Origin of the sequence: Burkholderia sp. Ax-1724, assembly GCF_011752995.1 — a bacterium.
Lineage (GTDB): Bacteria > Pseudomonadota > Gammaproteobacteria > Burkholderiales > Burkholderiaceae > Paraburkholderia.
In genome coordinates, this window is record NZ_VWWL01000004.1 from 105,908 (window position 1) to 118,717 (window position 12,810).

The 12,810-nt window shown below is 63.2% G+C and carries 11 protein-coding genes and 1 pseudogene; 7 read left to right on the forward strand and 5 right to left on the reverse strand.

Annotation, left to right across the window (positions count from 1 at the left end):
- The first annotated feature begins 491 nt into the window (after positions 1-491).
- Both F3J19_RS06320 and F3J19_RS06325 read left to right on the forward strand, forming a co-directional pair.
- Positions 492-2,786 carry a hybrid sensor histidine kinase/response regulator gene (locus tag F3J19_RS06320; protein ID WP_167038905.1) on the forward strand — a complete coding sequence of 765 codons (2,295 nt, stop codon included), beginning with the start codon at positions 492-494 and terminating at the stop codon, positions 2,784-2,786.
- A gap of 354 nt (positions 2,787-3,140) precedes the next feature.
- Positions 3,141-4,253, forward strand: a complete 1,113-nt coding sequence (locus F3J19_RS06325) for a hypothetical protein (protein WP_167038907.1) — start codon at positions 3,141-3,143, stop codon at positions 4,251-4,253.
- Positions 4,254-4,366: 113 nt separating this feature from the next.
- Here F3J19_RS06325 and F3J19_RS06330 read toward each other — a convergent pair whose 3' ends face one another.
- Both F3J19_RS06330 and F3J19_RS32975 read right to left on the reverse strand, forming a co-directional pair.
- The gene (locus F3J19_RS06330) at positions 4,367-4,918 is read right to left on the reverse strand and encodes an NADPH-dependent FMN reductase (RefSeq protein ID WP_167038909.1); all 552 of its coding nucleotides are present in this window, start codon (positions 4,916-4,918) and stop codon (positions 4,367-4,369) included.
- Positions 4,919-5,243: 325 nt separating this feature from the next.
- Positions 5,244-5,375: a hypothetical protein gene (locus F3J19_RS32975; RefSeq protein ID WP_275692053.1), complete on the reverse strand. Its 132-nt coding sequence runs from the start codon at positions 5,373-5,375 to the stop codon at positions 5,244-5,246.
- A 448-nt stretch (positions 5,376-5,823) separates the two neighbouring features.
- Between F3J19_RS32975 and F3J19_RS06335 the strand changes: the two genes are divergently transcribed.
- On the forward strand, positions 5,824-6,432 hold the full coding sequence (locus F3J19_RS06335; protein ID WP_167038911.1) for an RNA polymerase factor sigma-70: 609 nt from the start codon (positions 5,824-5,826) through the stop codon (positions 6,430-6,432).
- Positions 6,419-6,625, forward strand: a complete 207-nt coding sequence (locus F3J19_RS06340; protein WP_167038913.1) for a zf-HC2 domain-containing protein — start codon at positions 6,419-6,421, stop codon at positions 6,623-6,625. The genes F3J19_RS06335 and F3J19_RS06340 overlap by 14 nt, the downstream gene beginning before the upstream one ends.
- A gap of 140 nt (positions 6,626-6,765) precedes the next feature.
- Here the strand turns inward: F3J19_RS06340 and F3J19_RS06345 are convergent.
- A pseudogene (locus F3J19_RS06345) lies at positions 6,766-7,048 on the reverse strand (DUF1272 domain-containing protein).
- Between the two features lie 182 nt (positions 7,049-7,230).
- Positions 7,231-8,607 carry a gluconate:H+ symporter gene (locus F3J19_RS06350; RefSeq protein WP_167038915.1) on the reverse strand — a complete coding sequence of 459 codons (1,377 nt, stop codon included), beginning with the start codon at positions 8,605-8,607 and terminating at the stop codon, positions 7,231-7,233.
- A 297-nt stretch (positions 8,608-8,904) separates the two neighbouring features.
- On the opposite strand from F3J19_RS06350, the gene F3J19_RS06355 reads away from it, so the two are divergent.
- On the forward strand, positions 8,905-9,888 hold the full coding sequence (locus tag F3J19_RS06355) for a sulfonate ABC transporter substrate-binding protein (RefSeq protein ID WP_167038917.1): 984 nt from the start codon (positions 8,905-8,907) through the stop codon (positions 9,886-9,888).
- 57 nt (positions 9,889-9,945) lie between these two features.
- Here the strand turns inward: F3J19_RS06355 and arsC are convergent, their stop codons facing one another.
- Positions 9,946-10,305, reverse strand: a complete 360-nt coding sequence (gene arsC, locus F3J19_RS06360) for an arsenate reductase (glutaredoxin) (protein WP_167039323.1) — start codon at positions 10,303-10,305, stop codon at positions 9,946-9,948.
- A 761-nt stretch (positions 10,306-11,066) separates the two neighbouring features.
- Here arsC and parA point away from each other — a divergent pair.
- Together parA and F3J19_RS06370 are read left to right on the forward strand one after the other, a co-directional pair.
- On the forward strand, positions 11,067-11,729 hold the full coding sequence (gene parA, locus F3J19_RS06365; protein ID WP_167038919.1) for a ParA family partition ATPase: 663 nt from the start codon (positions 11,067-11,069) through the stop codon (positions 11,727-11,729).
- A 24-nt stretch (positions 11,730-11,753) separates the two neighbouring features.
- Positions 11,754-12,809 carry a ParB/RepB/Spo0J family partition protein gene (locus F3J19_RS06370; RefSeq protein ID WP_167038921.1) on the forward strand — a complete coding sequence of 352 codons (1,056 nt, stop codon included), beginning with the start codon at positions 11,754-11,756 and terminating at the stop codon, positions 12,807-12,809.
- The last annotated feature ends 1 nt before the right edge of the window (position 12,810 follow it).

Here is a 12,810-nt window from a genome sequence, read left to right on the forward strand (position 1 = left end):
GCCTGGGCTTCGGCGCGCAATCGACCGATGCGCGACAAAGCACACTGGCGCCTGTCGAAATACGGCTTGCCTGGCGAGAAGGGAGCGTGTGCGGCGGGACGCGTTCAGCGGACCCTGACGATCCGCGGCACGGACGTGGCAACGGCTTTTTTGTCGTGGCAAGGATTGTCGAAGCAAACTCGCGCAAAGGCAACTCACCAGGACGAGGTTCATTAATGAGATTTTTCTATGCGAAGCAGATTTTAAAAATGATTAACTAGTTCCAGTGCCCATTCTTTTATCTTTATACTTTTGTGTACGTTTGCGCTTGCCGATTCGTCGCTGTTTGTTTTAAGACTACTTTTAAAGAACAGCGGGAACGGCAAACCCTGGCTCCCGGCGCTTTGCGGCAACTTTTGCCGCTCGAGGTCTATGCTTCCTCTGAAAGCGGCGACAAACTACCGGGCCGCTACGGGGCTGCCCGCTTCAAATGACTTTTGGCATCAACGAAAATGACACCTGACCGGGTCGACTCACCACGTGCGAGCCGCCTTCCCCGCCGTTCTGTCCGCGAACAGGACGACGCCTCGTTCCCCGCCGTGCCGGAACAGAATTTCCATGTGCGGCGCATCACGCTGATCGCGCTGCTGGTCGCGGCCGTCGTGCTGCCGTTCGTCTACGTCGCGGCGATGGCGTTCACCGATCTGCGCTCGCGCGAGGCCGACGCGACCGACATGACGCGACGTACCGTGCGCGTCGCCGAAGAACACGCGCTGAAGGTGTTCGACATGAACGAGACACTCAACTCGCGCATCGTCGATCTGACCGCGGGCCTCGACGACGACGGCATTCGCGGGCGCGAACACACGATTCACGACAAGCTGCGCACGATGGGCGGCGGCTATCCGCAGGTCGCCGCAGTGTCGATCTTCGGGCTCGGGGGCGACCTGCTCGCGAGCAGCCGCTTCTATCCATCACCGGTGCTGTCGATCGGCGAGCGCGACGACTTCGTCGGCATCCGCGACGGCAACGAACTCCAGCACGTCTCGAAGGTGATGAGCGGACGCGTGGCGAGCGAAGAGGTGTTCAACATGGGCGTCGAGCGCAAGATGCCCGACGGCTCGTTCGCGGGGGTCGTGTCGATCGCGCTGCGGCCGAGCTATTTCGACGCGTTCTATCGCGAACTGCTCGGCGGCAGCGGCGATACGCCGATGATCATGAGTCTCGTGCGCACCGACGGCGCGGTTCTCGCGCACTATCCGCCCGGCCCGCGCGAGGCGACGGCGATCTCGCCCGACACGCCGTTCACGAAAGCGGTCGCGCAAGGCCAGCGCACGGGCGTCGTGCGGATGCATTCGCCCCTCGCCGGCGGCAACCTGATCGTCGCATTCCGGCGCGTCGGCTCGTATCCCGTGTACGTGCTGTGCGGCTACCGCACCTCGGCGATCTGGACCGCCTGGTACACGCACCTGAGCGTGCTGATCCTGTCGATGTTCACGCCGTCGATCGCGCTGTGGTGCGTGATCTGGCTGTCGCTGCGGCGTCTGAGCGCCGAAGAGGAAGCGTGGCAGCGCTGGCAGGCCGAGGCGTCGATGCGCCGCTCGATCGAATCGGCGTACCGCCAGTCGCGCAAGATGGAAGCGCTCGGCACGCTGGTCGGCAGCGTCGCGCACGACTTCAACAACCTGCTGATGATCCTCTCCGCCAACGTGCAGATCGTGCGGCGGCGCGGCGTCGGCGGGGTCGAGCGCGAACTCTCGGCAATGGAGCGCGCGTTGAAGAGCGGCCAGTCGCTCACGCGGCAGTTGCTCGGCGTCGCGCGCAAGCAGCCGCTGCGCACCGAGACGCTGTCGCTCGAACGCTGGCTGCCGACCTGCCGCGAACTGCTGCGCGCGTCGCTCGGCGCGAAGGTGTCGCTCGTGATCGACAGCGGCGCCGATACGTGGCCGGTGCGCGTCGACGTCGCGGAACTCGAGCTCGCGCTCATCAACGTCGCCGTGAACGCGCGCGACGCAATGGCCAACGGCGGGCGCTTCGCGGTGCGCGCGAGCAACGTGGTGTTCCGTCACGAGGACGGTTTCCCGCTCACCGGCGAATTCGTGCAGATCTCGCTCGAGGACACCGGCACCGGCATGGCGCCCGAGGTGCTCGCGCGCGCCTTCGAGCCGCTCTTCACGACCAAGCCGAAGGGCATGGGCACGGGCCTCGGGCTGCCGCAGGTGTTTGCGTTCTGCGAGAGTTCGGGCGGGCTTGCCGCGATCGACAGCGCGATCGGCGCGGGCACCTCGGTGCGCCTGTATCTGCCGCGCGCGTCGGCCGAGCCGCAAAGCGTCAGCCCGGACGAAGCGGGTCCGCAGGAGATCGAAGCGCCGCAGGGGCTGCGCGTGCTGCTCGTCGAGGACAACCAGGAAGTGGCCGCCGGCACCGAAGCGCTGCTGCAGATGATGGGCCACAAGGTCACCGGCGTATTCAACGCCGACCTCGCGCTGCGCCTGCTCGACGACGCCCGCGCGAAGCGCGCGGACACCGGCGAGCCGCTGCCGTTCGATCTCGTGCTGTCGGACATTCACATGCCCGGCAAGCTGAACGGCATCGATCTGGCCGAAGCGGTGCTCGCCTTCGATACGCAACTGCCGGTCATTCTCGTCACCGGCTACGCGGAAGAACTCGACCGCGCGCGGCATGTGAACGTGCGCGTGCTGTCCAAGCCGTTCGACATCGGTCTGCTCGAGAAGCTGCTCGAAACGATCCAGCGCAATCTCGCGCAGACGGATAACGATCCGGTGACGCATCCGGCCGATTCCTGAGGGGCGGGGCCTCCTGACCTCATGGCCTCGTAGCTTCTCGGCCGTGTGCTCCGTGCGCCTGAATCCGGGGGTCATGCAGGCATCACCCGGACGTCACTCAGGCGTCACTCAGGCGTCACTCAGGCGTCACTCAGGCGTCACTCAGGCGTCATTTACCAGGACTTGTAAAAGCGCGGCGGCGACACGCCGCGCTTTTTTGCATGGACGCCCCACGCGGCGTGGCCTCACGGCAGATCACAGCGGATACGCGAGCGCGCGGCCACGCTCCGGCACGATCGTTGCGGCGTCCACGGGGGCAAGGCGGATAGCGCGTGCGGCGCTGCCCGTTCCGCCTGAACATGTCGGGAGATAGCCATGCAACACACCGTGATGGGTTTATTCGACACCCGCGTGCAAGCCGAAAGCGCCCGCGACACGCTCGTGCAGACCGGTTTTGCACGCGAGGCGATCGATCTGCGGACGAACCCCGAGCCGTCCGCCGGCCCGGCGAGCGACGATGTCACCAATGCGGGGATGTTTGCGAATATCGAGCGCTTTCTGTCGAGCCTGTTCGCGACCGGTTCGCGCGCGCTGGACACCACGCGCTACGCGGAAGCGCTGCGGCGCGGCGCAGTGCTCGTGTGCGTCAATGCCGCGAGCGAATCGCATGCGGAGCTTGCGCGCAATACGCTCGTGCGGCTCGGTGCGACCGAGGTCGACGACCGCCTGCCCGATTGGGACGCGCAGACAGCAGGTGCGCAGGCCGCGGCACGGCGCGAATATTCGGTGCTCGACGAACTGGGCATCGGCGCGGTGATGCCGGGCACGCCGCACACGTCCAGCGCAACGACGGCGGCGGCCGGGGCGGCTACGTCACTGCGGGCGGCGGGGGCGCCGGGTGCGGCTGGCGCGGCGCCCGCCACCGCGGCAAGTGAAAACACCGGTGTAGCCGGAACGACGAGCGCGACTGTGCCGATGGGTGCCACGCCACGCGATCCGCGCCACACCACGCCGCCGGACAGCCTCCGAGCCGAACCGTTCGCGCCGTCGCCGCTCGACGAGCATCCGAAGTCCGATCCGCTGAACGCGCGAGCCAGCGACGTGGACCGCAGCGCGATTGCCGCCGGCTCGGTGCCGGGCTCGGGCGCGGTCATGCAGCCGCCGGAAGTCATCCCCGAACGCGGGCAGCCGACTGCGGAGCCCGGTGCCCGGATGCCTAACGAGTATCTGGAGTACGAAGAAGATTTCCGCGCCCATTACGACGAACAGTACGCGTCCGACAACCCGCGTTACGAGGACTACGTGCCCGCTTATCGCTATGGCGCGGAGATCGGCAACGATGCGCGATTCCGCGATCGTCCGTGGGAAGAGATCGAGCCCGAAGCGCGGCGCTACTGGGAAACCACGTCGCCGGAGAGCACGTGGGAGCGCTTCAAGCTCGCGGTGCGTCATGGGTGGGAGCGGGTGACGGGACATCACCACGCCTAGACAGGCGAGCGGCGGATCAGGCTGTGGCCGCCGCCCGCGTGGGCCTCTCACACGCGGGCGCGGCCTTCGGGCATGCGACGCGCCGCCGGTTGTTGCGTTAGCGAAACGGCCCGTTACGCCGCGTGCCGCTTGACCCAGGCGACGTAGCGGTCGACGAAGGTTTGCAGGAACTTGCGCGTGCCGTCGTTCACGATCTCGCCTTTTTCGTTGATGACCGACAGATCGTGCTTGATGAAGACTTCGGGCTGGGCAAGCGTGGCGACGTCGAGGTAGGCGAGCACGTTGCGCAGATGCTGCTGCGCGAGCGCCGTGCCGGTTGCGCCAAGCGACGTGCCGATAATCGCGCCGGGCTTGTTGCCCCACGAGTTCGTGCCCCACGGGCGCGAACCCCAGTCGAGCGCGTTCTTCAGCACGCCCGGCATCGAGCGGTTGTATTCGGGCGTCACGAACAGCAGGCCGTTCGCGGCCTCGACCCGTTCCTTGAGCTTTTTACCGGCTTCGGGATAGTCGGCATCGTAGTCCTGGCAGTAGAGGGGCAAGGAGCCGATATCGATGAACTCGAAGGTGAAATCGGATGGAGCAAGGGAAATGACCGCTTGGGCCAACTGGCGATTGAACGAATCCCGCCGCAGACTGCCAACGACAACTGCAATGTGATAAGCCATGGTTCGCTTCCTCGGGTAAGGCGCTCGACGCGCAAAGAGTACGAGGTGTTCATCATAGGCAAAAGCCGCGCGAGTGGCGACGCGGGGCGACAAATTGGCGGAGCGGGACAGGCCGGAAGGCGGCTACGGAGATCGTGCCGGTGGATAACGATTTATCCCTGAAAGTTATCCACAAATTCACTGAATAACCTTGTGGATAACTGAGACTTTTGCCTTGTCAATCAAGCCCGCCCCCGGGCCGGGACGATTTGAGGCAAAGCGATGCAATACATTTATCGAGGACCGAACCGGGTCGATGTCCTGTCCGGCCCTGCGCGTGCTTCGATCAGTTGCCGAAGAACACGTTGCAGTACGACGGGGGGCCGTTGCACGCGGCCGGAGCGGCAGCGTAAGCCACGCCGGAAGCAGCGGCAAACAGGGCGGCGGAAGCGATCAGGGCGGAAAGAATGCGTTTCATGGCAAAGGTCCTCGTCAGCGTGTGGTTTGCGATCTCGGGTGATCGTTGGCGTGAAGCATAGCGAGCCGCTCACTGCCCACAAACAGCGAAGATGGGAAGATATTTTCTTATAAAATGAAATAATCGGCATTGCCCCTCTGTGTCAATTCGGTGGCAGAACGGCGCATGCCTGTTTGCCGTGCTGCCGATTGACCACCGTTTCGCCCCACGACTTTAATTTCATTTTTCGAAATAATCTCTTGCCGTTGTCATAAGTTGCCGCGTCGCGCGACCAAGCTATCTGGCGATCGCAGACCGGAGATCTATGTTCAATACCGATTCGCTTGCGCAGGAGCGTGAGGGAGAATGGCGCACGCATCCGCAGACAGCGCAAGGACGATCATCCGCTCATGAATCGCGAAGTCTTAGCAGAACCGGCGCGACAGTCCGTGCATCGAAGGAGCGCGACATGACGCAGCCACGTGGCGCGGCGCTCGACGATCCCGTCTATCTCGCGCAACTGCGGCGCGATCTCGTGCGCTTCGCGCACCTGCAATTGCGCGACGCCGCGGCCGCCGAAGACGCCGTGCAGGAAGCCCTGACCGCCGCATGGACCCAGGCCGAGCGCTTCGCCGCGCAATCGGAACACAAGACGTGGGTGTTCGGCATCCTGCGCCACAAGCTCGTCGACACGCTGCGCGCGCGGCGGCGCACGATCAATCTGTCGGCGCTCGAAACCGAACTCGACGGCGAGGCGCTGCTCGATCGCGAGCTGTTCAAGGACAACGGCCACTGGTCGAGCGAGACGAAACCGCGCCCGTGGCCGACGCCCGAAACCGCGTTGCGCCAGCAGCAGTTCTGGACCCTCTTCGAGATGTGCCTCGATCATCTGCCTGAGCACATTGGGCGCGTATTCATGATGCGCGAGTTTCTCGACCTCGATATCGCGGCCATCTGCACCGAATTGCAGATCAACGCGAATCATTGCAGCGTGCTGATCTATCGGGCGCGCTTACGGCTGCGCACGTGTCTGAGCGAAAAGGGCTTATCGAGCGAGGATGCCAATGGGGAAGTGTAAGAACATCACGCGGCTGCTATCCGACGCGCTCGACCGGTCGCTGACGAGCGGCGAGTGGCTCGCGATCCGCCTGCATCTGCCGACGTGCAGCGGCTGCCGTAACTATCGCAAGCAGATACGGTTGTTGCGAGCGGCCGCGCACACGGTCAGCGGAATCGAGTCGGCGGATGCGGCGGGGAATGACGAGCGGTGAAATTCAAGCGATGGGATGCAGAGGCTCTGGACGGAGCGCTGAGGGCGTAGCAAGGCTTGGACGCCTGGCACGGCGCCTGTGCCTCGATGTGCCATTCGCTGTCCGCTGTTCGCTTGCTTCGGTGTTGGCGGCGCCAGCGATCAACGCTCGGCCGGTGGCGTGTCGCGATAGCGTTCGAAAAAACGCGCATGCGACGCTTCATCGATAAGGACGGGATTGGCTTCGGTCCGTGCCAGATGTTTCGCGAGCTGCGCACGGGTGCGAATCGGCCGAGGCGCGAAATTGCCGCCGCAATTCGCGGCAGACGTTGCGCAGTCGCGTCAGCGCACAGACCTCGCAGAACGTGCATTCGTACGTGCAGATCATCGCAGCGGGCGCGTTCGGCGGCAGCGACTTGCCGCAACCTTCGCAGGACGGTCTCAGCTCGAGCCTATCGGCGGCTCCGCTTCAGGAACGCGAGGCGCGGGGGGCGTCTCGCTCTCCGGTCAGTGTAAGCGGCCGGCCGCTCGCGGCGGAAGGAGCGGTGCGGGAGCGCCGGCCTACCGTGCGTGCATACGTCGATCGCCGGCAATGACGATACGCCTCGCTCCCGTTGCGTGGCATCGTTACGTCAGCACGTTCCACAACACGAGCGTCAACGCGAGTCCGACGACCGATACGATCGTCTGCAACACCGACCAGACCAGCACCGTCTGTTTCAATTGCAATCCGAAGTATTCGCGGACCATCCAGAAACCCGCGTCGTTGACGTGGCAGAAAAATACCGAGCCCGCGCCGATCGCGAGCGCCATCAGCGAATTGTGTGTCGCGCTGAGGCCGGCCACGACCGGCGCGACGATGCCGGCCGTGGTCGTCGTGGCGACCGTTGCCGAACCGGTGGCCTGACGCAGCGCGACCGCGATGAGCCAGGCGAGCAGAAGCAGCGGCATATGCGAGCCGAGCGCGATCTTGCCGATCGTCGTGCTGATACCCGCGACGACGAGCGCCTGCTTCAAGCCGCCGCCCGCGCCGATGGTCAGCAGCAGCGCGGCGATCGGCGGCAGGCTTTTGCGCAGAATGCCGCCGACGCGCTCGCGCGCCATGCCACGCGACCAGCCGAGCGCGACCACCGCGAACAATACGGTGAGGCCAAGCGCGACCAACGGTTCGCCGAGAAAATTCAGCGCATCGAAGAGGAATGTTTCGGGCTGCAGCAGCAGCTTCGCGACCGTGCGCCCGAGCATCAACACGACGGGCAGCAGGATCGTAATCAGCGAAATCGCGAAGCTCGGCGGCTCGGTGCCGTTTTCTTGCGCCGTGAAGAGCTTGCCCATTTCTTCAGGCTCGCCGACCTGTATCCGCTTGGATAACCAGACGCCATAGAGCGGCCCCGCGAGAATCACGGCCGGAATCGCGACGATCAAACCAAGCCCGAGCGTGAGGCCGAGGTCGGCGTGCAGCGCGCTCACCGCGATCAGCGGACCCGGATGCGGCGGCAGCAACGCGTGCAGCGTCGTCATGCCGGCGAGCGCGGGAATCGCGATGCGCAGGATCGGCTGCTGCGAGCGGCGCGCCATCACGAAGATGATCGGCACCATCATCACGAGGCCGACTTCGAAGAAGAGCGGCAAGCCGATCAGCAATGCGACGACGGCCATCATCCACGGAAGCGTGCGTGGCGTCGAATGTTTGAGGATGGTCGACACGAGTCGGTCGGCCGCGCCCGATTCGGCCATCAGCGCGCCGAGCATCGCCCCGAGCGCGATGATGATGCCGACGTCGCCGAGCAACGCACCCGCGCCTTTGCTGAAGGCGCTCGCCACCGCTTCGAGCGGCAGACCGGCCGCAAAGCCCGCCGCGAACGTGCCGACGAGGATCGACAGGAACGGCGCGAGCTTGAGCACGCTGATGAAGACGATGATCAATGCGAGCCCGAGCACGCACGACAGGATGAGCTGCGTATCGTGGGCAGCCCACGGGGTGAGTGTTGTTATCGGATGCACGGAGGTCCTTTTTCGATTGGTTGATGCGGACGTGGTTTTGCGTGATTGCCCGGCGGCGTTGGGGGTTCACGCTTTCAGACGTTTGGGCGACTGGCCGATTGTAGCGGCGGGGAACGACAGGCTGCAGTGTGGTGGGCTTGGGCTTGCGTCGTGCGATGTGACGGGTACACATGGCAATGCTTCGCTGCGACCGCGTGATTTGCTTATGCGAATTTATCGGTTCGTCCAGGCGGACAGACGAATTATCGTCGGAGCCAATCGGGCCATTTTGCGTCCGTCTTTTTTACGAGCATGTTCATGTCCCGTCATTCGCCGCTCACGCGCCGCGCGTTTCTGACCAGCGTAGGGGCTTCACTGGCCGCCGCCGCGTTGCCTATCGTCTCCACGTCCGTGTTTGCCGCCGATGCGCACGTAAAGGAATTTCGCATCGGCTATCAGAAAGCAGCGAGCACCCTCGTGCTGCTCAAGGCGCACGGTACGCTCGAAAAACGGCTTGCGCCGCTCGGCATCGGCGTCAAATGGACCGAGTTTCCGGCCGGCCCGCAGTTGCTCGAAGGACTCAATGTCGGCGCGATCGACTTCGGCTACGTGGGCGAGGCGCCGCCCATCTTCGCGCAGGCAGCGGGCGCGAACTTCGTCTACACCGCGTATGAAATTCCGACGCCGCACGCCGAAGGCATCCTCGTGCATCCCGATGCGCCGATCAAAACATTGGCCGACCTGAAGGGAAAGAAAATCGCGCTGAACAAAGGCTCCGATGTGCACTGGTTCCTGGTGGCCGCATTGCAGAAGAACGGCGTGAAATTCAACGAGATTCAGCCCGTCTATCTGCCACCCGCTGATGCGCGCGCGGCCTTCGAACGTGGCGCGGTGGATGCATGGGCGATCTGGGACCCGTTCCTCGAAGCCGCGAAGCGACAGTCGAATGCGCGCCTGCTCGCGGATGCCGAAGGCATCGTGAGCCACCATCAGTTTTTCTTGAGCGCTCGGCCGTTTGCGCAACAGAACGGCGACGTGCTCGCCATCGCGATGGACGAAGTCGGCAAGGAAGGGGAGTGGGTGCGAGGGCACTATAGCAAGGCCGCGGCGCAACTCGCGCCGATTCAGGGGCTCGACGCGAGCGTGATCGAATCAGGCCTGCGCCACTACGCGCATATCTACAAACCTGTCGATCCCAACGTGCTTGCGGAACAACAACGTATTGCAGATACGTTCAGCGAACTGCGCCTGATCCCGACGAAGATCGTCACCAGAGACGCAGCGCTGGCAAGCAACGCCTAGCGTCGGCGCGTGAGCTTGCGCCACGCGCATCCTTGACGTCAGTACTCGCCCATTTGCTCAGGCGAAGAGTGCGGCGACGTTTTCAGGCGGGCGGCCGATCACGGCACGCCCGTTTCGCACGACGATCGGACGTTGCAGCAGGATCGGATGCTGCGCCAATGCGTCATACAACTGCGCGTCGCTCAGCGACGGATCGGCGAGATTGAGTTCTTTGTATTCGGCTTCGGTGTCACGGATCATTTCGCGGACCGGACAGCCGAGTTGTGCATTGATCTGTTTGAGTTCGGCGACGGTACGCGGTTGTTTCAAGTATTCGACGATCTCGGTTGCTTCGTTCGCGCTGTTGTAGGTACTCGTGATCAGTTCACAGGTGGCGCGCGACTTGGAGCAACGGGGGTTGTGGTAGATGGTGATCATTGAGATTGAGCGGTTCGGTTTGGGTTTGCGTTCCAGGGTCTGGCGACGAGGTAGTAAAAGGGATTTTAGCGGGTGGGGGGGCGGTTGGGTGTTGAGCTTGGCGGGGTCGCCTGTTGAGCCGTGGTTGGATGACGGCTGCGGGGCACGTGGTTTATCAGCTCCCGAGTTTATGCGCATAAACCGGCCCTCGCTTCGGCTAGCGGCGAGGTCGAGAATTGAATTCTGGTTGCCCTGGAGAAATTCACGCGGGGCTAGTGATTCAGGTAAAGGGCTCTCGCGAAGATCGGCGTAGGCAACCTTCCGCCAAACCCCAAAGCCGTTTGCCCCGCCGCCTGATGCGCCATCGAGCCTCGTAGCGTTGCCCTCTTCGATAGACATCAATCCTTGCCGGGATGACCCGGACTTTATGCGCATAAAGTCCCGCAGGCGCGTCGCACGCCGCAGGCGGAAATCAACGGCACATGTCTCAGTAGCTGCCGACGCAAAGCCAAACCTCTTTGTCCCAAGACCACACACTCAAAGCAGCTCGCCCCTCTCTCAATACTTCATTCCCCGATTGCGCCCACGACGAGAAAACCTCTCGCGCCTTCTCTCCATCACCGCGAGCCGGTCATCGCATCACCTCTCGCGAGCGCTCCTGTCATCTTTATGCGCATAAACGTCTGCCGAACGGCTAATTTTCATTTCTATTTACTCAAGTCATTTGAAATAGGAAATCAACCAGGTAAAATCCAACTGCGTCTAAAAAGAGGAGGTGAAATTTGGCTGCAGAAATCATCGCGGTAACACAGCAGAAGGGTGGCGTCGGGAAAAGCACAATCGCGATGCATCTCGGCGCTGCGTTTCACGAGAAAGGTAAACGCGTTCTCGTCGTCGACGCAGATGGCCAAAACACGCTGATCCACTGGGCCAGCGCTTCCTCTGACGGCGACGTCGGCATCCCATTCCCTGTCGTCAATCTCTCTGAGGCGGGCAGTCAGATCCACCGCGAGATCAAGAAATTCGTGGCTGACTACGACATCATCGTCGTCGACTGTCCGCCTTCCATCACCGAAAAAGTCTCCGGCGTCGTACTGCTTGCGGCGAGCGTGGCAGTCATCCCAACGTCGTCATCGCCCGCCGATTACTGGTCGAGCATCGGCCTCGTCAAGCTGGTTCAGCAAGCCCAAGTCATGAACGAAGACCTGCGCGCCGTCTTCCTGCTCAACAAGACGGAAGAGAAGCGGATGCTGACGCGCGAACTGAAACGCGCGCTCGAAGAACTCGGCTTCCCTTTGTTGAAGACCCAGATTCCAACGCGCGAAGCCTACAAACAGGCCATGGCGCTAGGGCAGACGGTGCTGCAGATGACCGACCGCGGCGCCAAGCTCGCCGCTATCGAAGTCAGGGCGTGCGCGAATGAGATCGCCGCCCTGCTCCCCTGAATTTATGCGCATAAAGGAGCCTGAATGAAACCGTCCCAATTCGCCAAAGGCTTTCAAGCACGTCCTGACACGACCAGCAGCGAAAAGCGCACCGCGCTCGACCGTCTGAACGCGATCGACGGTCTGGTCAAAAACGCGCCGCAAAATCCCGCAGCAGCCGGACGCGCGATACCTGCCGTCGTACCGCCAGGCATGCAGGAAATCGATGCCGTCGACACCGCCAACGAATCGGCGGCGTATCGTGCATGGCGGCTCGAGCACGGCTATCGTCCGGGCCAGGTCATCGAGCTTGCGCTCAAGACGATCAAGCCGAGCCCGTTCAATCCAAGGCACTTCTATCTGAAGTCGTCGATCGCCGAGCTCGCCGTCAATCTGGCTAAGCAAGGGCAGCAGCAAGCCATTCACGTCATTCCCGACTACGACAATCCCGGCACCTACTTCGTCAGCGACGGCGGCCGGCGCGTACGCGCCTTGAAGGAAGCGAACAAGGAATCGGTGAAGGCGATCGTCATCGATCTGCCGATCGGCCTGCAGAGCTACAAGCTCGGCTACGACCTCAATGTCCAGCGCGACTCGCAGACCGTGTTCGACAACGCGGTCGTCTGGAAGCGATTTCTCGATGAACGGCATTTCCAGAGCCAGAAGGAGCTTGCCGAACACCTTGGGCTCGATGAATCGACGGTCGCGGTCGCGCTGTCCGTCGCCAAGTTGCCGGAAGCCGTGATGCACGAGATGGTCGCGCGCCCCGACCGCTTCGGCTCGAACATGGCCTACCAGGTGGGCCGCTATCACACGGCGCGCGGCGCGGAAGCCACACTGCGCCTGATCAACCGAATCCTTGCCGACGACCTGAGCACGCGCCAGGTCGCCGACATCGTCCAAGGCAGGGCGACCGCGCAGGAAAGCGCCAAGCCCGCCGGTCGGCAGCGCTACGCGCAACGTCTGGAAATCAAACTGGAAGGGGTATCGGTCGGCGATCTCAAGTCCTACGGGGACGACCGGCTCGAGCTGCGCCTGAAAGGCCTCACGCGCGAGAAACGCGACGACATTCTGCGGCAGATTGAAAAGATGCTGAAGTAAG

What these genes read in the sequence shown, in the direction of transcription:
- F3J19_RS06370 (WP_167038921.1), top strand. Translation starts at nt 11,754, where the DNA reads ATGAAACCGTCCCAATTCGCCAAAGGCTTTCAAGCACGTCCTGACACG.
- F3J19_RS06355 (WP_167038917.1), top strand. Translation starts at nt 8,905, where the DNA reads ATGTCCCGTCATTCGCCGCTCACGCGCCGCGCGTTTCTGACCAGCGTA.
- F3J19_RS06320 (WP_167038905.1), top strand. Translation starts at nt 492, where the DNA reads ATGACACCTGACCGGGTCGACTCACCACGTGCGAGCCGCCTTCCCCGC.
- arsC (WP_167039323.1), bottom strand. Translation starts at nt 10,305, where the DNA reads ATGATCACCATCTACCACAACCCCCGTTGCTCCAAGTCGCGCGCCACC.
- F3J19_RS32975 (WP_275692053.1), bottom strand. Translation starts at nt 5,375, where the DNA reads ATGAAACGCATTCTTTCCGCCCTGATCGCTTCCGCCGCCCTGTTTGCC.
- F3J19_RS06330 (WP_167038909.1), bottom strand. Translation starts at nt 4,918, where the DNA reads ATGGCTTATCACATTGCAGTTGTCGTTGGCAGTCTGCGGCGGGATTCG.
- F3J19_RS06340 (WP_167038913.1), top strand. Translation starts at nt 6,419, where the DNA reads ATGGGGAAGTGTAAGAACATCACGCGGCTGCTATCCGACGCGCTCGAC.
- F3J19_RS06335 (WP_167038911.1), top strand. Translation starts at nt 5,824, where the DNA reads ATGACGCAGCCACGTGGCGCGGCGCTCGACGATCCCGTCTATCTCGCG.
- F3J19_RS06325 (WP_167038907.1), top strand. Translation starts at nt 3,141, where the DNA reads ATGCAACACACCGTGATGGGTTTATTCGACACCCGCGTGCAAGCCGAA.